General features: G+C 58.4%; 20 protein-coding genes. 5 read left to right on the top strand and 15 right to left on the bottom strand.

The genetic code is table 11. The features are described 5' to 3' along the window. Positions 1-684: 684 nt before the first annotated feature. The 4 genes from msrQ to ACTIEN_RS11415 all read right to left on the bottom strand — a co-directional run bounded on the left by msrQ (position 685) and on the right by ACTIEN_RS11415 (position 4,327). Complete coding sequence (msrQ, locus tag ACTIEN_RS11430) at positions 685-1,296, bottom strand: protein-methionine-sulfoxide reductase heme-binding subunit MsrQ (RefSeq protein WP_439523262.1); 612 nt, start codon at positions 1,294-1,296, stop codon at positions 685-687. Between the two features lie 15 nt (positions 1,297-1,311). Next, positions 1,312-2,217: a protein-methionine-sulfoxide reductase catalytic subunit MsrP gene (msrP, locus tag ACTIEN_RS11425; RefSeq protein ID WP_439523261.1), complete on the bottom strand. Its 906-nt coding sequence runs from the start codon at positions 2,215-2,217 to the stop codon at positions 1,312-1,314. 179 nt (positions 2,218-2,396) lie between these two features. Further along, positions 2,397-2,834, bottom strand: a complete 438-nt coding sequence (locus ACTIEN_RS11420; RefSeq protein WP_439523260.1) for a VOC family protein — start codon at positions 2,832-2,834, stop codon at positions 2,397-2,399. Further along, positions 2,831-4,327 (bottom strand): FMN-binding glutamate synthase family protein, encoded by a 1,497-nt coding sequence (locus ACTIEN_RS11415; protein ID WP_439523259.1) that lies wholly within the window; start codon positions 4,325-4,327, stop codon positions 2,831-2,833. The genes ACTIEN_RS11420 and ACTIEN_RS11415 overlap by 4 nt, the downstream gene beginning before the upstream one ends. Before the next feature lie 100 nt (positions 4,328-4,427). Here ACTIEN_RS11415 and ACTIEN_RS11410 point away from each other — a divergent pair, with 100 nt between their 5' ends. The 3 genes from ACTIEN_RS11410 (at position 4,428) to ACTIEN_RS11400 (ending at position 6,427) form a co-directional block, all read left to right on the top strand. Beyond that, on the top strand, positions 4,428-4,874 hold the full coding sequence (locus ACTIEN_RS11410) for a DUF302 domain-containing protein (RefSeq protein ID WP_439523258.1): 447 nt from the start codon (positions 4,428-4,430) through the stop codon (positions 4,872-4,874). 184 nt (positions 4,875-5,058) lie between these two features. Then, positions 5,059-5,547: a fasciclin domain-containing protein gene (locus ACTIEN_RS11405; protein WP_439523257.1), complete on the top strand. Its 489-nt coding sequence runs from the start codon at positions 5,059-5,061 to the stop codon at positions 5,545-5,547. 145 nt (positions 5,548-5,692) lie between these two features. Further along, positions 5,693-6,427, top strand: coding sequence for a BglII/BstYI family type II restriction endonuclease (locus tag ACTIEN_RS11400; RefSeq protein WP_439523256.1), 735 nt, complete (start codon positions 5,693-5,695; stop codon positions 6,425-6,427). Here the strand turns inward: ACTIEN_RS11400 and ACTIEN_RS11395 are convergent, their stop codons facing one another. The 4 genes from ACTIEN_RS11395 to ACTIEN_RS11380 all read right to left on the bottom strand — a co-directional run bounded on the left by ACTIEN_RS11395 (position 6,428) and on the right by ACTIEN_RS11380 (position 10,471). Further along, positions 6,428-7,090 (bottom strand): MT-A70 family methyltransferase, encoded by a 663-nt coding sequence (locus ACTIEN_RS11395; RefSeq protein WP_439523255.1) that lies wholly within the window; start codon positions 7,088-7,090, stop codon positions 6,428-6,430. It abuts the gene before it with no gap. Between the two features lie 174 nt (positions 7,091-7,264). Further along, on the bottom strand, positions 7,265-9,880 hold the full coding sequence (gene clpB, locus ACTIEN_RS11390; protein WP_439523254.1) for an ATP-dependent chaperone ClpB: 2,616 nt from the start codon (positions 9,878-9,880) through the stop codon (positions 7,265-7,267). A gap of 130 nt (positions 9,881-10,010) precedes the next feature. Further along, positions 10,011-10,259 (bottom strand): hypothetical protein, encoded by a 249-nt coding sequence (locus ACTIEN_RS11385; protein WP_439523253.1) that lies wholly within the window; start codon positions 10,257-10,259, stop codon positions 10,011-10,013. After that, positions 10,259-10,471, bottom strand: a complete 213-nt coding sequence (locus ACTIEN_RS11380; RefSeq protein WP_439523252.1) for a hypothetical protein — start codon at positions 10,469-10,471, stop codon at positions 10,259-10,261. The genes ACTIEN_RS11385 and ACTIEN_RS11380 overlap by 1 nt, the downstream gene beginning before the upstream one ends. Before the next feature lie 105 nt (positions 10,472-10,576). Between ACTIEN_RS11380 and pyrF the strand changes: the two genes are divergently transcribed. Next, a complete protein-coding gene (gene pyrF, locus ACTIEN_RS11375; protein WP_439523251.1) occupies positions 10,577-11,293 on the top strand; it encodes an orotidine-5'-phosphate decarboxylase in 717 nt (238 codons plus the stop codon). Here pyrF and ACTIEN_RS11370 read toward each other — a convergent pair. After that, positions 11,278-11,676, bottom strand: a complete 399-nt coding sequence (locus tag ACTIEN_RS11370) for an NUDIX domain-containing protein (protein WP_439523250.1) — start codon at positions 11,674-11,676, stop codon at positions 11,278-11,280. The genes pyrF and ACTIEN_RS11370 overlap by 16 nt on opposite strands. Positions 11,677-11,743: 67 nt before the next feature. Between ACTIEN_RS11370 and ACTIEN_RS11365 the strand changes: the two genes are divergently transcribed. Then, a complete protein-coding gene (locus ACTIEN_RS11365) occupies positions 11,744-12,997 on the top strand; it encodes a DNA polymerase IV (RefSeq protein WP_439523249.1) in 1,254 nt (417 codons plus the stop codon). A 3-nt stretch (positions 12,998-13,000) separates the two neighbouring features. Here the strand turns inward: ACTIEN_RS11365 and ACTIEN_RS11360 are convergent, their stop codons facing one another. The 6 genes from ACTIEN_RS11360 to ACTIEN_RS11335 are packed head-to-tail and all read right to left on the bottom strand — an operon-like array spanning position 13,001 to position 17,960. Beyond that, a complete protein-coding gene (locus ACTIEN_RS11360) occupies positions 13,001-13,318 on the bottom strand; it encodes a DUF3775 domain-containing protein (protein ID WP_439523248.1) in 318 nt (105 codons plus the stop codon). 60 nt (positions 13,319-13,378) lie between these two features. Next, complete coding sequence (locus ACTIEN_RS11355) at positions 13,379-14,110, bottom strand: SDR family NAD(P)-dependent oxidoreductase (protein WP_439523247.1); 732 nt, start codon at positions 14,108-14,110, stop codon at positions 13,379-13,381. Continuing rightward, entirely contained in the window at positions 14,107-14,673 is a 567-nt protein-coding gene (locus ACTIEN_RS11350; RefSeq protein ID WP_439523246.1) for a DUF3833 family protein, read from the bottom strand. Before ACTIEN_RS11350 ends, ACTIEN_RS11355 begins: the two co-directional genes overlap by 4 nt. A 4-nt stretch (positions 14,674-14,677) precedes the next feature. Then, entirely contained in the window at positions 14,678-15,910 is a 1,233-nt protein-coding gene (locus tag ACTIEN_RS11345) for an MFS transporter (RefSeq protein ID WP_439523245.1), read from the bottom strand. Beyond that, positions 15,910-16,665 carry a DUF1365 domain-containing protein gene (locus tag ACTIEN_RS11340; RefSeq protein ID WP_439523244.1) on the bottom strand — a complete coding sequence of 252 codons (756 nt, stop codon included), beginning with the start codon at positions 16,663-16,665 and terminating at the stop codon, positions 15,910-15,912. Before ACTIEN_RS11340 ends, ACTIEN_RS11345 begins: the two co-directional genes overlap by 1 nt. Then, positions 16,662-17,960, bottom strand: coding sequence for an NAD(P)/FAD-dependent oxidoreductase (locus tag ACTIEN_RS11335; protein WP_439523243.1), 1,299 nt, complete (start codon positions 17,958-17,960; stop codon positions 16,662-16,664). The genes ACTIEN_RS11340 and ACTIEN_RS11335 overlap by 4 nt, the downstream gene beginning before the upstream one ends. Positions 17,961-18,055: the final 95 nt, after the last annotated feature.

Raw genomic sequence — 18,055 nt, 5'->3', positions numbered from 1 at the left:
ACTGACATCAATCGGCGTTTTTCTCCGTTTGTATGTGCTTCAGTCTCCTAAGAAACCGAAGAACCGTACAAACAGTGAAGCTGACACTCCATAATCGGTGCTACCGCTTCGCTACTTGAGCACAATATCATCTCGCGACGACACCAACCCAGGCACCAAAACATTCACACCTAAGAGCGTGATATACAGACGTCCGTTCGTCGAAACAAACCAAACCGCCCGCATATCTCTTCAGATATTAGCAATGTCAAAGAGCAACCCAGAGACAAAAACCAGACCAGTGCGCCCTAACTTACCGGCGCGCCCGCCCTGATATACCCCTGAATTATCCGCCTTCAAGTCCTTCCGAACCTCAGTCCGTCGTCCCTTCCGTCGTCCCCGCGTCCGCCTCAGCAGCGCCGGTGAAGGGGCTTTTAGGCCCAACTCCGGACACCCGCAAGCAGAAAATTCACGAAAGAGGGAAAAAACTTCATTTTTTCAATTTGTGCATAAAAACAGGCATTTGGAGCAATTTTCACGACCTTCAGACAGGTCGTTGCGCAAGAAACCTTCCCGTGACCCCAACATGTAGCGGTAGGTCAAAGCGACTCCGCTAGGGACGGATCAATGGTTCGGAAATAATATGAAGAGATGGCGCGATTCACGACCGCTTTGCCGGTCAAGATCCGTGTGATTCAGGTTCGATCAGTCCGAAACGGGCTGATGACGGGACATTTTTGACAATACCCAGGTCTTCTCGAGGCGCAGCATCAGAAGTCCGGCGATGGTGATCGCATAGAGAATGGGCTCCCATTGAAACCCTTTGACCAGCAACAGGAAGTGCAACGCGCCCAAGGCTGCGATCGGGTAAACCAACCTGTGCAGCTTGCGCCAGGTGGCAGCCCCCAGTTTGCGCAGGGACCAGTTGTTGGACGTCAGCGCCAACGGTACCATCAGGACAAACCCCGCCATCCCGACAGTGATGTACCAACGCTTCACGATATCTGCCCAGACGTTCTGGAACTGCACGTCCAGAACCAGCCATGTCAGAAAGTGGGCGAGAATGTAGAAGAATGTGATGACGCCAATGGCCCGTCGGAACTTGAGAAGGTTCACTTTGGCCCAGCGCCGCAAAGGTGTGACAGCCAATCCTGCCATCAGCAGCCAAAGGCTCCACAATCCAAGTTGGTGTTCGATCTGTTTGGCGGGATCGACACCAAGGCCGCCTGTCACTCCGAGATAGTAAATCCACACCACAGGCAGAGGCGCGAGTACATAAAGCACCCAAGCCGGCACGCGACGCAGTGCGAAATTCACGTTATCCCGCATGATTCAGTAAAACTCTCTGAGGTTCATACCCTCATACAGGCGCGCCACCTCTTCTTCGTAGCCATTGAACATCAGCGTTGGCTCCCTTTTTGCGAAGAGACCCCCGCCGATGCGCCGCTCGGTCGCCTGAGACCAGCGCGGATGATCCACCTCGGGATTCACATTGCTGTAAAATCCGTATTCAGCGGCACTGTACTTGTTCCACGCTGTTGGCGGCTGCTCTTCCACAAGCGAGATCCGGACAATCGACTTGATCGACTTGTATCCATATTTCCAGGGCACGACCAAGCGCATTGGCGCACCGTTTTGTTTGGGAATGCCCTTACCGTAGAGACCAGTCGCCATAATGGTCAGGGGGTGCATCGCCTCATCAAGGCGCAACCCTTCGACATAGGGCCAGTCAATCACAGGGGACGACAGCCCAGGCATCTCGTCAGGACGCATCGCGGTTTCGAAAGCGACATACTTGGCCGTGGACTGAACACCGACCCAATTCAGAAGGTCGGCCAGTTCGAACCCGTTCCAGGGAATGACCATCGACCACGCCTCGACGCAGCGAAAGCGATAGAGGCGTTCCTCAACCGTCATCTGGGACATGATGTCGGCAAAGCTGTAATCGCCGGGCTTGTCGACCAGACCATCTATGCGCACGGTCCAGGGATCAATCGTCAGCGCGTGCGCATTGCGGGCGGGATCTTCTTTTCCGGTGCCAAATTCATAAAAGTTGCAATAATTGGTGATCTCTTCCCATGTGTTGGGTTCAAGCGCCTCTTGCGCACCGGCGCCCAAAGGCAAGGATCCGGCGATGCCACCTGCCGCCATGCCAGCCATCATCTGACGTCGGTTCAAAAACGCCGAATACGGAGTCACGTTTTCTGCGGTCAGGGTGTTCTTCCATCGATGCGCCATAAAATCCTCATGTCTTGTGTTCCACACATATATAGATGTCGCGCTGCCGCCGTCCAAAGCACAGTGTCTCACTTGTGCGTGGCGGGACTGAAATGTTCGGCGTCAGGGTGCCGCGACCGGCGCAAGCGCTCCCCCTCAGATCATTGATGACCGGACCACGGGGCGGGACTCACCCGTTTCTACGCTACATGCCATTCGGGCGACGCCGCCACGAGCTCTACAGTGTTGCCGTCCGGGTCGCGGGTAAAAAGACCGCGCCATCCGGCCCACTCGAACTCTTGATACTGCGCAGAAAACCCCTGCTCCTCTAACCATGCCTTGGCGTGGTCTTGCTCTTCCCACGGCAGACTAAGCGCCAGATGATGCAAAGAAGATCCGGTGCCAGAGACAGGTTCTGTACCGTCGCCGTCGAAAAGCGCCAGCACCGCGATGTGTCCAGCGAAACTCTCGCCCAGTCGAAAAAAGGATATGCGATCACGCGGACCGCCGTTTGCTCCGCCGGTCAAAGGCTCCAACCCAAGGACACGACCATAGAAGTCGATCATGGCCGCGTAGTCACGACACCGGATCGCGATCTCTCCCAAGGCCCGTGGACGTATGCCAGAGGTTTCCGTCATATCGCGGAGCCTTCTGCGGGGCCTTGCGGCCAAAGATCCGACATAAGCATCGTCCGTCCATCCGGCTGCACCACGCGCACATGGCTTCGCCGCATCAGGCGTGGTTCCCGCACGCCAACCGAGTGCGCGATGGTTTCGACTTCCTTAACCATTTCTTTTGCATAGGCCGCGACGCGCACCTCCTTGTTCTCGACCACAAGGCCGGACTGAAATCGCGGGTTATGTGTCGTGATCCCGGTGGGGCAGGTGTTCCTGTTGCACTTGAGCGCCTGAATGCAGCCCAGCGCAAACATGAAGCCACGCGCCGAGGTCACGAAATCTGCCCCTGTCGCCAATGCCCAGGCCACGTCACCGGGATTGACGAGCTTGCCGCTGGCCACAATCGGAATGCGGTCGCGCAGACCATGCGCATTGCGCAGGTTCGCCACCATCGGAAGCGCTTCGCGAATGCTCATCCCCACAAGGTCGATCAGCGGCATCGGGGCCGCTCCTGTCCCGCCTTCGCCACCATCCAGCGTGATGAAGTCAGGGGCATCAGCCTCACCGCGCCGTGACACTGCTTCGAACAAACCCGCCACGCCCTCTTGGGAACCAACACACATCTTGATGCCCGTCGGTTTGCCCGTGACCTCGCGCACGCGCATGATCATGTCGAGCAGATCATCCCAATCATCGACCTCTTCGTGCCGGTTGGGCGAGATACTGTCCTGCCCCGCCGGGATGCCTCGGACGCTGGCGATCTCTGGTGTGACCTTTTCTCCCGGCAGGATACCCCCCTTGCCCGGCTTTGCGCCCTGGCTGAGCTTGATCTCGAACATCCGCACTGTTTCATGCGCCGCCACTTCGCGCAGCTTGTCGTCGTCCAGCTTGCCCTCTTTGGTTCTGACTCCATACTTCGCCGTGCCGATCTGAAAGACGATGTCGCAGCCCCCGACCAGATGATAGGGTGACAACCCGCCCTCACCGGTGTTCATCCAGATACCGGCCCGCTTTGCGCCGCGGCTCAACGCCTCCACGGCGGGTTTTGAAATCGCGCCATAACTCATGCCCGACAGATTGAAGAACGACCTGGCGCTGAAGGGCACCCGTGCCCCCTCTCCGATGATCTTTGGTTCGGAGCTTGCAAACTGGTTGTCCACTGGCGGGAATGGCGCATTTACAAAGATCGGAGTGCCGACAATCCCGGTGTTGCGGGTCGAACCGAAGGCCACTGTGTTGCCATGCCCTTCGGACGACCGCTTTACCCATTCGCGCTGCGCACGGTTGAACGGCAGCTCTTCCCGGTCCATCGCGAAAAAGTACTGGCGAAAGAACTCGCCCAAGGTCGAAAACAATCCCCGAAACCGCCCCAGCACGGGATAGTTGCGCCGGATCGCGTCGCTGGTCTGCGTGCGATCCAGGATTCCGAGGATCAACACCACCAAAAGCGCAATCCCGATCAGCACCACCAACAGAACGGCCAGAAACTGCAACGCATACATGGCGACACCCATACCAACCTCACATTCAATTCATTGCATTTAAGTTGTGTTTCGGGCTACCCTGACACATCGATCAAACCTTACGGCAAGGCTTGCCACAAAAGGAGACCCCATGAAACGTCTGCTCGCCACACTCGCCCTGACATTCGCGGCATCCACGGTCTCGGCGGCCGACAGGATCAGCTATGACACCGACCAATCCTTCGACGACGTCACATTCGGCCTCGAGAACGCGATCCTCGATGCAGGTTTGGTTATCGACCACGTCAGCCACACCGGTGACATGCTTGAACGGACCAAAGGCGATGTCGGATCGGACGCGACGCTGTTCCTCAACGCTGACATCTACAGCTTCTGCTCTGCGCAAGTCTCGCGCGAGGTGATGGAAGCGGATCCGATGAACATTCTCTTCTGTCCCTACACCATCTTCGTGATGGTCCGCCCTGACACTCCGGACACCACGACCATCGGATTTCGCACCTTTCCGGATGGCCCGATGAAAGAGGTCGAAGACCTGCTCGATGGCCTTGCGAAGGCGGCAATCGGACTTGAGAACTAACGAAACCCTGACGCCGGATCACAAGAATTTCAATTGAAACCCCAAGGGCTTGCGGCTTAGGCGGCAAGCCGTTTTCGTCAAGGCGACTAGGCGGGATTCCCCGCAAATCCAAACCCGTTCGTCCTGCGTTAAACCTTCAGATGTGCGCGACACATCAGAATGAATGACACAAAGGACGACACACATGTTTCGTAAGACAACACTCGCCCTCACCGCTGCAGCATCCATGCTTGTAAGCACCGCTGGCATTGCAGTCGGTCAAACCAAAGATATCGTCGACACTGCCGTTGAAGCAGGATCATTCGAGACGCTCGTTGCTGCCGTTCAGGCGGCAGACTTGGTCGAGACCCTGAAGGGTGAAGGACCGTTCACCGTCTTCGCGCCGACAGACGAAGCCTTTGCTGCGCTGCCGGAAGGCACGGTCGACAGCCTTCTGCTGCCCGAGAACAGAGACCAACTGGTTTCGATCCTGACATACCACGTCGTACCCGGCAAAGTGATGTCGACAGACCTCATGGACGACATGGAAGCAGAGACCGTTCAGGGCGCCTCTGTGACCATTGATCTTGACGATGGCGTCATGGTTGAAAACGCGACAGTGACAACCGCTGACATCGAAGCGTCAAACGGCGTCATCCACGTTATCGACACGGTGATCCTGCCGGAAGGCTAAACCCGGATTGGAACACATCCAAAGGGCGGTCTGCGGGCCGCCCTTTCTTTTCGGTTGGTCACCAAGTTCGTCAACAGTCACAAGAAACGCCACATCCCGATGTATAGCCGCTTGAGATTGCCGGGGGTTGATCTAGGCTGCCGAGATGTTCGACAGCTTGCGGCAAAAAGGATTTGACATTGAAACCCGCAACCATGCGGGCGCGATCCTGTCGATCGACTTTCCAAAAATCTCGGGCGAACTGGAATCCGCCCTGCATGACCTGTGTATCCCGGCTGAAGAGCTGATCGGGTCAGGCGGCGGCGAAGCGCTGTCGACGCAACGTCTGCGCAAACGCCTTTACGAACAGAATTGGCCGAAACACACGTTCGATTTCAGATTGATCGTCGATGGCCGGGAAACGGTCTCCAACAGCCACGAAATCGATCATGTCCGGCGGGGGGCGTCGGGGACGGTTGCGCTTGAAATCGAGTGGAACAACAAGGATCCCTTTTTCGACCGCGATCTGGAGAATTTCCAACGCCTGCATGCCCAATCCGCGATCTCGGTCGGCATCCTGATCACCCGAGGGGCCAGCCTTCAGAACGATTTGCGCGCCATCATTCAGCGCTGCATCGAAAAGCATGGCTTCATCGACGAATCCGACATGGTCGATTCCTTCGGCATGAAGGACCGCACGAGACGGCAGCGGGAAGCTGTTCAAAAGCTGATGGAGCAACAAACCCCGTTTGCCGAAGCCTTTTCGAAACAGTTCGTCAGCGACAAGTTCGGTGCCGCGACAACGCATTGGCAGAAACTGAAAGACCGCATCGACCGGGGGGTCGGCAATCCCTGCCCGCTTCTGCTGATTGGTTTACCGGCGTCTATCGTGACAGAGTGATCACTCCGCCGCCGTTCTGATCGATGAATTGTGCTTGTAGGTTTTCCAGGTCGGCTTGTAGTCATCACTCGCCTGGTTGCCCCAGACCGTCCAGCCGTCGCGGACGCCGCGACCGAACAGTTCCAGATATGGACCCCAGGAACAGCTTTCGATGATCTTGTACTGCTCGTCCGGTTTGCGACTGTGTTCGCGTTTGCGCGTCTTGAGAACGTCGCCATCCGGTTCGTCGGCTTCCATGTAGTTGACCTGCGACCGACCGGGCCCAAGCGTGCGCACGTCCTTGCCCCGCACACCGAACAGCAGGATTTCGGTCACGTTGCGGAAATAGAATCCAACGCCCCGTCCATCCGGTCCGCCATCCTTGCGCACCTTTTCCCAGATGATGTTGGATTTGTATTCGAAACCCCAGGCGTTCAGCACCTTGAGCCCATCCGGAAGCAACGCGTTCGGCACCCAAAGATAGCAATGCGCCCGACCTTCAAGATGCTCGGCCACAGGCAACGCGCAAATCTCGTCGAGTTCCATTGTCGGGTAGCGCGCAAGCCGCTTGTGTTCGGGGGCCACCTTGCCGGTCCGGTTCTGAAACCGCCACGGCGGATCTGCCATGACAGTGGCAAAGCGGTCGTCGCCCAGAAATTTGCGCAGATCGTCCGCAGCAGTCATGACTCACCTCTTCTTGTGGGTTCGTTCTTGTCTAAATCAATATTTTGTATCGAGCAAACAAAGAACGCACACCAACAGCGAAGTCAGTAACAACGCATTCTTAAACAAATGCAAATGGACGACGGCATGAGATCAAAAAAGAAGGGTGGGCAATCAAGCCCACCCTGCACCGGATCAATGCACCACCGCATCATCCGGACGCGGCCGATTCGACGCGGCCACACGATCGCCGATGATAAGCCCATCGGCCCCTGCGGTGACGGAAATCATGTCGCCATCCGAAACGTCCCCGGCAAGCAGCATCTCGGCCAGCGGATCCTGAAGCGCCCGCTGGATCACCCGCTTCAAGGGACGCGCCCCGAAGACCGGGTCATAGCCCTCGTCAGCGAGCCACTTGCGTGCATCTTCGTCCAGCTGAAGGTCGATCTTGCGCGCCGCCAGTCGTCTGAGAAGACGTGCCATCTGAATATCCACGATTCCATGCATATCCTCGCGCTTGAGCCGGTCGAAGATCACGGTTTCGTCCAGACGGTTCAGGAACTCGGGGCGGAAATGCGCCCGCACCGCGTCCATCACGTCGCGCTTGGCCTGCGCGCCATCGGCCCCGTCCGGCAGTTGCGACAGCGCCTGCGACCCAAGGTTCGAGGTCAGCACGATCAGCGTCTGCTTGAAGTCCACGGTCCGACCCTGACCATCGGTCAGCACACCGTCATCAAGCACCTGAAGCAGCACGTTGAACACATCCGGATGCGCCTTTTCGACCTCGTCGAACAGCACAACCTGGTACGGGCGCCGCCGCACAGCTTCGGTCAACACGCCACCTTCGTCATACCCGACATAGCCCGGAGGCGCGCCGATCAGACGGGACACGGCATGTTTCTCCATGAACTCGGACATGTCGATCCGCACCATCGCGTTGTCGTCGTCGAACAGAAACTCGGCCACCGCCTTGGTCAGCTCGGTCTTGCCCACGCCGGTCGGCCCGAGGAACAGGAACGATCCAAGAGGACGGTTCTCGTCGTTCAGCCCAGCCCGCGCGCGACGTACCGCGTTGGCGATGGCCTTGACCGCCTGATCCTGACCGATGACCCGCTTGTGCAAACCGTCTTCCATACGCAAGAGCTTGTCGCGCTCACCTTCGAGCATCTTGGAGGTCGGAATGCCAGTCCAGCGTTCGACCACACCTGCAATCTGTTCGGCGCGCACGGCCTCTTCAACCATGACATCGTCATCAGCATTTTCGGCTTCGGCCAGCTTCTTTTCCAACTGCGGAATCACCCCGTAGGAAAGCTCACCCGCCTTGGCGAGGTTGCCTTCGCGCTTGGCGATCTCAAGCTCGGCGCGGGCGCGGTCCAACTGTTCTTTCACGTCACGCGCAGACGCAAGCTTGTCCCGTTCGGCCTGCCATTTGGCCGTCATCTCGGACGATTGTTCCTGCAGATCAGCAAGGTCTTTCTCGAGCTTTTCAAGCCGGTCCTTCGATGCCTGGTCGTCTTCAAGACGCAAGGCTTCTGCTTCGATCTGCTTTTGCAGGATATCGCGGTCCAGATTGTCCAGTTCTTCGGGCTTGCTGTCCACTTCCATCCGCAACCGCGCGGCGGCTTCGTCCATCAGGTCGATGGCCTTGTCCGGCAGGAAACGGTCGGTGATATAGCGATGCGACAGGGTGGCAGCAGCCACCAACGCATTGTCCGTAATCCGGACGCCGTGGTGCAGTTCGTACTTTTCCTTGATGCCCCGCAGGATCGAAATCGTGTCCTCGACCGTCGGTTCCTGCACCATCACTGGCTGGAAACGTCGGGCCAAAGCCGCGTCTTTCTCAACGTGCTTGCGGTATTCATCCAACGTTGTTGCACCCACGCAGTGCAATTCGCCCCGTGCAAGCGCCGGTTTGAGAAGGTTCGACGCATCCATCGCGCCATCGGCTTTGCCCGCGCCAACAAGCGTGTGCATTTCGTCGATGAACAGGATGATCTCACCCGCCGCAGTGGTCACTTCGGACAGAATGCCCTTGAGGCGCTCTTCGAATTCACCGCGATATTTCGCACCGGCAATCAACGCCCCCATATCAAGCGCCAAGAGACGCTTGTTGCGCAGGGATTCAGGAACGTCCCCGTTCACGATCCGCAGCGCAAGGCCTTCGGCAATCGCGGTCTTGCCCACACCAGGTTCACCGATCAGAACAGGGTTGTTCTTGGTCCGGCGACTCAGAACCTGCATCGCGCGGCGAATTTCGTCGTCCCGACCGATGATCGGGTCGATTTTTCCTTCGCGGGCACGTTCGGTCAGATCCAGCGTGTACTTCTTGAGCGCTTCGTACTGATCTTCTGCATTTGCGCTGTCTGCTGTCCGGCCTTTGCGAATGTCATTGATAGCAGAATTCAAATCCTGAGCGCTGACCGCACCGGCTTCCAAAGCCTCTTTGGCGGGGCTTTTGACCATCGCCAAAGCCATGAGAATGCGCTCAACCGGGACAAAGCTGTCTCCGGCTTTCTTGGCAATCTTGTCGGCCTCGTCGAGCACCTTTCCCGTGGCGCTGTCCAGATAGACCTGCCCCGCATCCCCCGACACCTTGGGAATCTTGGCCATCTTGCCATCCAGAGCCTGGACAACCCGCTCGGGCGCGCCGCCCGCGTGTTGAATGAGGTTGGACGCCAACCCCTGTTCATCGTCCATCAACGCTTTGAGGATGTGTTCGGGCGCAAGCCGCTGATGGCTTTCCCGCATGGCAATCGTTTGAGCAGCTTGGATAAAACCGCGCGACCGTTCCGTGAACTTCTCTAAGTTCATGGCAATCTCCTTCATGTTAAGCGCCCTAAACGGTCCAAACCCGCGCTTGCGGCATTCAGACCTTGTGGGCCTCGCCTAATGAAATGGAGATTGCCGCGCAGAGGTTCAAGTCTCGCCCGACGATACCACCCTATTCAAAGATGACCTCATTGTCGCGGCCTTCCGGACCTGACGGCGTCGGCACCACGTCTGACCCGTCGCCATCCGGGTCTGTGACGACGTCAGGATCGACCGGGGACGGGCTGGTGTCCAGCGGATCAGTCGTGATCTGTTCCGACGGCGGAACCGCTGGTCCTCCTGTCGGCTCTCCAATCCAGATCATCGCGGCGACGAGGGCCACGAAACCCAGCGGGATCATCACATAAAGAATGCGTCGCATCACACATCCTCCGCTTCGGAAACAGTGCCCTCCGTGTCGCTGATCACTCCTGTCGGGGCCTGCGGGACATCGTTCAGATACGGGTTGGCCCTGGAATAGGCGCTCGGGCCGATCGACCAGAGGACAAGGCCAACAAGTGCGACCGCCAGAACAATGATCGCCGCGGGACGCGCAGTCGGTTCGACCTGGTCGGGATTTGTCTTCGTGTTCATGTATGTCTCCTGTGTTGTAGCAAGAACACTTGGCGGCAAGGGATGTTCCTTGACGTGTCGTCGCACGCGGGTAAGACGGGGCAACTTTTGGAAAAGGAACACCAGATGCCAGATGACCGCCTGATTGTTGCACTGGATGTCCCGAATGCCCTGGCCGGACTGGAGCTTGCTGGCAAGCTTGGCGATACGGTGACGTTTTACAAAATCGGTCTTGGCATGTTGACAGGCGGCGGGCTTGCGCTTGCCAATGAACTGAAACAGGATCACGGCAAACGCATTTTTCTGGATATGAAACTGTTCGATATCGGCGCGACCGTTGAGGCGGCGGTGCGCGGGCTGGCCCAGTTCGATCTGGATTTCCTGACCGTGCATGGTGACCCGCATGTTGTGCGCGCTGCCAAGGAAGGCGCGGCGGGATCGGATCTGAAAATCCTTGCTGTCACGATCCTGACGTCCCTTGAACGCAGCGACCTGGACGAAGCCCTGATCCGCGACGGCGACATTCCCGATCTTGTCACAGAACGCGCAGGCCGCGCCTTCGAGGCAGGTGCGGATGGTGTGATCTCATCCCCGAACGAAGCAGCCCTGATCCGCGCCTTGCCGGAATCCGCTGGCCGCTTGATCGTCACGCCAGGGGTCCGTCCCGCCGGTTCCGACCTTGGTGATCAAAAGCGGGTGGCGACTCCGGCCAATGCCATCAGAAACGGCGTCGATCACATCGTCGTCGGACGCCCTGTCTGGAAAGCGCCAAACCCAAGGGCCGCTGCACAAGCGATTGTCTCAGAAATGCAATCCCCGCAGGCCGTTCAGCCGAACGCCTGATCGAGATAGGTCTGCACAATCTGCGCAAAATGCGGGATGGAATCGGGGTGGGCGATGAAGTCTTGCGGTGACATCAGTTGCCACCCCTGACCTTCTGATCCGAATATGATCCGCCCCTCTGCAAGAACGGGCAGATGCGCAGCAAAGAACACGCCGCGTTTGTGTTGCGTCCGCCAGACAAGATCGCGCCGGTCAAGCAGAAGTCCAATCTCTTCGCGTGTTTCGCGCAGCACGCAGACCTCTGCGGTTTCAATGCCGTCGCGCCCTCCGCCGGGCAAGTCAAGCCGCCCAGGCCACGGGATATCCGGCTTGTCGTCCCGGCGCAGCACAACAAGCCGGTCCCCGATGAACAGGATAAGCTTTGCACCGCCAAAGTCCTGCATGAACCAGCCCTTTTGTCTGTTGTGACTGCGGTGTATTCTGGATCTGCACGTTCGGATACCCAACCCCATGCCTGCCCTTTGCCGTGATTGCCTGACTGAATTCGACTCCGGCGCGCGGTGCCCTGCGTGCCGGTCTCCGCGTGTGCTGGCCCATCCGGAACTTTACGATCTGAGCATCGCCCACATGGATTGCGATGCCTTTTACGCCTCGGTCGAAAAACGCGACAATCCCGACCTCGCAGACAAGCCGGTCATCATCGGAGGCGGGCGGCGCGGGGTGGTGTCCACCGCCTGTTACGTCGCGCGGATCAAGGGTGTCCGGTCTGCGATGCCGATGTTCCAGGCGCTCAAGCTGTGTCCCGATGCGGTGATCGTGAGACCGCGCATGGACGCCTATGTCGACGCGTCCCGCGCCATCCGCCAGCTGATGGAAGAACTGACACCCTCCATCGAACCCCTGTCTCTGGACGAGGCATTTATCGACCTGACAGGAACCGCCCGTCTGCATGGCCATCCGCCCGCAGTGATGCTGGCGCGACTGGTCAAACGAATGCGGGACGACTTGAAACTTACCGGATCCATCGGCCTCAGCCACAACAAGTTTCTCGCCAAGATCGCATCCGACCTCGACAAACCACGCGGGTTTTCGGTGATCGGCCAAGCCGAAACCCAAGCCTTCCTGCGGCCAAAATCGGTGCGCATGATCTGGGGCGTCGGCACCGCCACGCAAGAAGCGCTGGACCGCGCCGGAATTCGAACCTTCGACGATCTGCTGCGTTGGGACCTGGACGACCTGACCCACCGGTTCGGCAGCATGGGCCACAGGCTCTGGCACCTTGCGCGGGGACAGGACCAACGGCGCGTGTCCGCCAACAGCCCGATGAAATCCATCTCGAACGAGACCACGTTCCACGAAGACACCAACGATCCCGATCTGTTGGACGGACACCTGTGGCGCATGTGCGAAAAGGTGTCTGACCGCGCCAAGGCCAAGGGGCTGGCCGGGCGCGTTGTGACGCTGAAGCTCAAGAAATCGAACTTTACGCTGGTGACAAAACGCATGTCTCTGGGCGATCCCACCCAGATTGCAGATCGCATCTACCGCACGGCGCGGATGCTTTTCGATCAGGTCGGGGATCAGGGACCATATCGCCTTTTGGGGGCCGGCATCAGCGACCTGAGTGCCGCGGACGGCGCGGATGTATCTGGAGATCTGCTTGACCCGCAGGGCATCAAACGCACCCAGGCAGAACGGGCCACAGACGCGATCCGGAAAAAGTTCGGACCAGATGCAATCCTGAAGGGCCGTGCGCTCAGGTAGGTATCACATCAACTGGTCTTCTTCGTCGATCGCGGAAATGCCCAGCGCCTCTAGCCCGGATTCAAGATGGTCCGACAGGTGCGGCGTTCCGATCAGGTAATCCGCTGTCGGTGTCGTCGCCTCGTTCATCGCGGTTGCGAACGCGTCATCCCATTCCGAAACATCGAACGCGCCCCGCCCGATCCACATGACCGCGACCAGCGCTGCCTGCTCTTCTTCATCCATGCGGTCAATAAAGCCGCGCAGTTCCCCTTCGGCGCGATCCAGCTCGCGGGACATCACGATCACAGCCGCGACCTTGTCTCTACTGATATGTTCCATGTCGAATCTCCCATGTTGTTGTTTCAAACATGGGTGGAAAACGAATCTTTGACTTTGATCTCAAGCAAACAGCCGATAATAGAGCCAGTCTGGCAGGAACTGACTGCCTCGAAAGACCCATGAAAACACCATGGGAAAGCTTCGCTTGAAGGCGTCCGTGTTCATGTGCTCGAAATATTCCCGCGCCGCGTCCTCGGGCTCCATGATGAACGGCATGTTGAAATCGTTCTTGTCGGTCAGACGCGTCTTGACGAACCCCGGATTGACCAACTGTACCCTGACGTTTGTCTTGTGCAGATCGGCGTAGAGCGATTCCGCCAAGGTCATCACACCCGCCTTGGACGAGGTATACGCCGCAGCGCCCGGCAACCCGCGAAAGCCGGAAAGAGACCCCGTCAGAACGATGTGCCCAGCATCGCGTTCGACGAACTTGGGCACAATGGCCCCCATCAACCGCATCGCACCTGTAAAATTGATATCCGCCATCGCGATTGCCTGATCGGCGTCCCAGTTCTTGGCCCCAAACGGCCAGTAGACACCTGCAATCTGCACAACGCCGTCAATGTCGCCCACCGCCTCGGCAGCCGCTTTGACCGAGTCTGCATCAGACACGTCCACGGTCACGACATCCGCCCGACCCGGCAAAGAGTCGGCCAATGTGTTCAGCTTCTCTTCACTTCGGGCCGACAGAACAAGCTGCACACCTGCCGCGCTCATCTTGTGGGCCAGCGCCGCGCCAAGGCCCTCGCTTGCCCCAACCAACCAATACCGTTTGCCTGCCCAATCGCTCACGCTGCTTCCTTCCTGCGCATCGTGGCCACCAACTCGGCCACCTTAATTCCGTACTTACGAAACTGGCTGCGGTTCACGATGGTTCCATTGGGTGCCAGATACATCCAGTCTGTGGTGTCCAGAACATGCCCTCCTTGTTCTGCGGGCAGTTTAAACTTGTACTTGAGTTGAACCGTCGGGCCGCTTTGCATACCTTGCCCCTCGCCCACGACGTCTGCGGCGGTTGCGCCAATACGGCCATCATTGCCAAGGGTCAGGTTCCATTCGCGCAGCACCTCATCGCCGCTGTCATAGACAAAACGTTCGGTCATCACGCCCTTGTTGCCCGTCCACTTGGCGACGAAGTCTCCCACGAACCGCGATGTGACCCGGCCGGTCGGACCATAGATCACCCCTTCGCAAACAATCGGCCCATTCAGGTGGGTGCGCAGATCGAAAGGTTCTCCGATGGCATCCGAATAATCAGAAGGAGATTGGCCGAAGAACCCGAAATACCTGTTTCTGAGGTATCCGAGAATGAGCATCAAAACTGCTCCGAAACAGACGAGAAAGACGGTCTCCATGACGTCATTCCTTTCCAATAGGCGTTGCGACCAAGAGGCCGATCGCCACCAGTTTCAAGGCGCAGGGGACACCTGCATAAAGCAAAGTCAGGGTTGTCAAGGCGATGTCATCGTTGTCCGTCCCCGAAACAAAGCCGCTGGCCTCAAGGATGGGCAACAGCGCAATGGCGGCAAAAGCCAGCGTGAACTTGGACACGAATCCCCAAAGCGCGAATCCTTCGGATGCGTTGGGCGCAACTGTCTCCATCCGGCGGGCGAAAATGGCAGGCAGCAGCGTCAGATCAGCCCCAACCGCCGCACCCGAGGCAAGGCAGATCACTGCAAACCAGATCGTATCGCCACTGCCCAGCATCATCGCAAAGCTGAAGGCGATAATGGCCAGCACCATTGCCGCCAGAAGCGCCCTTTTCGCGCCGATCCGTTCTGCCAAAGCCCCCCAAAGCGGGGCAGCAGCGGCAGCGGCCAAAAAGAACAAGAGCAGCAGCGGACCTTCCCATCCCGGCGCATCCAGACGGCTTTCGACAAAGAACAGGAACAGCGTCGAACTGATCGCGACCGGGCCTGCGTTCACCAGCGCAATCAGCAACAGCCTGCGGGATATCCGGTCGCGCAGGACGACCCCGAAACCCGCACTTGGTTCGGTGGTCGCACCGCGCCATTCGCTGTGCATCGCCAGCCCGGCAATCAGGCAGGCCGCCGCGAAAACCATTGCGTAGGCCATGAACTCCGGCCATGCAAAAGCGAGAACGATCGACGGCATGACAGAGGCCACACAGACCCCAAGCAACGCCCCCGTTTCGCGCCACCGGGCAAGCCTGAGATAACCGGTGTCCCCCCCAAGCGATTGGGCCTTCTGCACTCCGCGTGCATAGAAATTGATGGTCAGAAAGCTGAAAGCGGAAAAGACCAGCGTCAGCATGACGGCAAACCACAGAATGGGATTGGTCGGCGGAGTGATGGCAAACAAGCCGATCATCGCAGCGCCCATGATGGCGAGGGTCACGCCGACCGCCAGCCCCTGGAACCGGCGCACGGCAACAGCCAGTTTGCCCAGCAACGGATCCTGAACAACATCGAAAAGCCTCAGGGCAAACAGCACTGACCCAAGCGCAGCAAGGCTGACACCGTATTCATCGACGTAAAACTTGGGAGCGTGAATATAGATCGGCAAGCCTGCCGCCGCGAGAACCGCTGCAAAGACAGCGTATCCCCCAAGGTTGTGCCGATCCGCCACCACTACTGGCTGACTTCTTCCAAGGGCGGCTTGGGCCGGGTGCGATAGCGCGATCCTTTCCACCACAGCTTGAGCGCCTGCCAATGGATCAACGCCAGAACACGGCGCGACCCAAAAGGTCGGCGGACCACGGACCGCAGGATAGACCCGTTGCTGATGGGCTTGCGCGGGCCTGTCAGTGTGGCGATCAATCCGCCTGCGCCTTGGGTGTAATCAATCCAGATGCCGATCTTGTCGGGGCGGATGTCGAACCGAAACTCGTACCCGCCTTCGACCGGCTGAAAGGGCGAGACATAGAAAATCTTGGTCGCCTTCAACCTGTCTGTTGCTTCGATTGGCCCATTGTCCGGCTTGCGGCACAGATAGGAATGCCGATCGCCAAAGGTGTTGGACACCTCGGCAATCACGGCAACCAGATTGTCCTGCGCATCATGTGCAAGCCAGAACGAAACCGGATTGAACACATGTCCCAACATCCGCGGTTGCGCCAACAGCATCATCCGCCCGTCGGCACGCACCTGATGCTCATCAAGAACCTCGCGCGCCCAGACCGCCCCCCGGCCCTCACCGGGCGTCCCGCCGTGGTCACGATCCTGAAGGCTGGTCAGGTTGCCGGAATTCCGCGAGAACAACCAAGGCGTTTCGGGCGCGGCTTCGGCATCCACCATCACATAGTCAATCGAATATTTGAACGCATTCCCGGTGCTGCCTTTGCGCCCGTGATAGGTGTGACCGATGATATGATCGACCCCGGTCATTCCGCAGCCACCGCAACAGTGCTGCGGGCCCGAAGCGCATCGACCACGTCCACTGCGCTGCCCAGCCCGTCTTCGTGGAACCCGTTCTTCATCCAGGCACCGCAGAACCACGTCCGGTGCGTGCCGTTCATGTCGCGCACCACCTCCTGCGCCGCCAGCGCCTCAAGATCATAGACCGGATGGCGCAGGGTGCATTCGTCATAGATCAGCTCTTCGCGAATGGGCCGCGTTGTGTTGAGCGTCACGAAATGCGGATCACTTTGCGGGATCGGCTGAAGGCTGTTCATCCAGTATGTCAGGTCGATCGTGTTCATTTCTTTCGCCAGCGCCTCGGTGTAATTCCACGACGACCAGCAAATGCGTTTCTTCGGCATCACGCTTGGGTCAGCATGAAGCACAACCCGGTTGGGTTGATACCTGATGGCCCCCAACGCCCGCTTCTCGGTCGGCGTCGCATCCGACAACATCCATAGCGTGTCGTCGGAATGGGTGGCGAACACGACCTCGTCAAACCGCTCCCAGTCTGCGCCATGTGTCTTGACGTCGGCCCCCAATGCATCCCGGCGCACACTATCAATCGGCGCGCCCAGACGCAGGGTGACTCCACGGCCTGTCATCGACGCCTCAAGACGGCGCACATATTCGATGGAACCACCCTGAACAGTGTACCATTGATGCTGACCCGACGCTGACAAGAGCGCGTGGTTTTCCATGAATTGCACCAGCGCATGTGCCGGGAAATCCATCACCTTTTCAACCGGAGTTGACCAGATCGCTCCGGTCAGGGGCAGCAGATAGCAGTCACGGAACCACTCACCCGTGCCCAAGTGATCCAGAAACGCACCAAGGCTCAGACTGCGGTCGCGCGATACATCCAGCGCGGTCCTGTTGAATTTCGCGATGTCGGCCAGCATCCGCAGAAACTTGGGATTCACCAAGTTCTTCTTCTGCGCAAACACCGATCCCAGCGTCGCAAGCGCATATTCGATCCGACCGCCATCCAGACTTGCCGCAAAGCTCATGTTGCTTTTGGTGACAGGCACATCCAGTGATTTGAACAACCGCGCGAGGTGCGGATAGTTTGCATAGTTGAAAACGATAAATCCGGTATCCACCGGCTGATCGCCATTCCGTCCGGCCATGATGGTCCGGGCATGCCCGCCAAGGCGCGGTTCGGCTTCGAACAAGGTGACATGATGGTCTTCGGACAGCATGTGTGCAGCCCCCATCCCGGAAACACCTGCGCCAATCACGGCAATTTTTTTGGCTTCGCTGGCGCGGGCTTCGAAGGGCATAGTCGTCTCGCTTTGCAGATTGTCTAGTTTTGTTTACGCTTCGGGCTGCCTACCGGATGAAAAGAAAAAGAAAAATATATTTGATCCAAACCTGT

Origin of the sequence: Marivita sp. (assembly GCF_051859345.1) — a bacterium.
Classification (GTDB): Bacteria; Pseudomonadota; Alphaproteobacteria; order Rhodobacterales; family Rhodobacteraceae; genus Marivita.
This window is presented reverse-complemented; position numbering and strand designations above follow the sequence as displayed.

Excerpts from the sequence above, each read along its gene's own strand:
- msrP (WP_439523261.1), bottom strand. The coding sequence starts at position 2,217 with ATGGCGCATCGATGGAAGAACACCCTGACCGCAGAAAACGTGACTCCG.
- ACTIEN_RS11420 (WP_439523260.1), bottom strand. The coding sequence starts at position 2,834 with ATGACGGAAACCTCTGGCATACGTCCACGGGCCTTGGGAGAGATCGCG.
- ACTIEN_RS11415 (WP_439523259.1), bottom strand. The coding sequence starts at position 4,327 with ATGGGTGTCGCCATGTATGCGTTGCAGTTTCTGGCCGTTCTGTTGGTG.
- ACTIEN_RS11410 (WP_439523258.1), top strand. The coding sequence starts at position 4,428 with ATGAAACGTCTGCTCGCCACACTCGCCCTGACATTCGCGGCATCCACG.
- ACTIEN_RS11405 (WP_439523257.1), top strand. The coding sequence starts at position 5,059 with ATGTTTCGTAAGACAACACTCGCCCTCACCGCTGCAGCATCCATGCTT.
- ACTIEN_RS11400 (WP_439523256.1), top strand. The coding sequence starts at position 5,693 with ATGTTCGACAGCTTGCGGCAAAAAGGATTTGACATTGAAACCCGCAAC.
- ACTIEN_RS11395 (WP_439523255.1), bottom strand. The coding sequence starts at position 7,090 with ATGACTGCTGCGGACGATCTGCGCAAATTTCTGGGCGACGACCGCTTT.
- clpB (WP_439523254.1), bottom strand. The coding sequence starts at position 9,880 with ATGAACTTAGAGAAGTTCACGGAACGGTCGCGCGGTTTTATCCAAGCT.
- ACTIEN_RS11385 (WP_439523253.1), bottom strand. The coding sequence starts at position 10,259 with ATGCGACGCATTCTTTATGTGATGATCCCGCTGGGTTTCGTGGCCCTC.
- ACTIEN_RS11380 (WP_439523252.1), bottom strand. The coding sequence starts at position 10,471 with ATGAACACGAAGACAAATCCCGACCAGGTCGAACCGACTGCGCGTCCC.
- pyrF (WP_439523251.1), top strand. The coding sequence starts at position 10,577 with ATGCCAGATGACCGCCTGATTGTTGCACTGGATGTCCCGAATGCCCTG.
- ACTIEN_RS11370 (WP_439523250.1), bottom strand. The coding sequence starts at position 11,676 with ATGCAGGACTTTGGCGGTGCAAAGCTTATCCTGTTCATCGGGGACCGG.
- ACTIEN_RS11365 (WP_439523249.1), top strand. The coding sequence starts at position 11,744 with ATGCCTGCCCTTTGCCGTGATTGCCTGACTGAATTCGACTCCGGCGCG.
- ACTIEN_RS11360 (WP_439523248.1), bottom strand. The coding sequence starts at position 13,318 with ATGGAACATATCAGTAGAGACAAGGTCGCGGCTGTGATCGTGATGTCC.
- ACTIEN_RS11350 (WP_439523246.1), bottom strand. The coding sequence starts at position 14,673 with ATGGAGACCGTCTTTCTCGTCTGTTTCGGAGCAGTTTTGATGCTCATT.
- ACTIEN_RS11340 (WP_439523244.1), bottom strand. The coding sequence starts at position 16,665 with ATGACCGGGGTCGATCATATCATCGGTCACACCTATCACGGGCGCAAA.
- ACTIEN_RS11335 (WP_439523243.1), bottom strand. The coding sequence starts at position 17,960 with ATGCCCTTCGAAGCCCGCGCCAGCGAAGCCAAAAAAATTGCCGTGATT.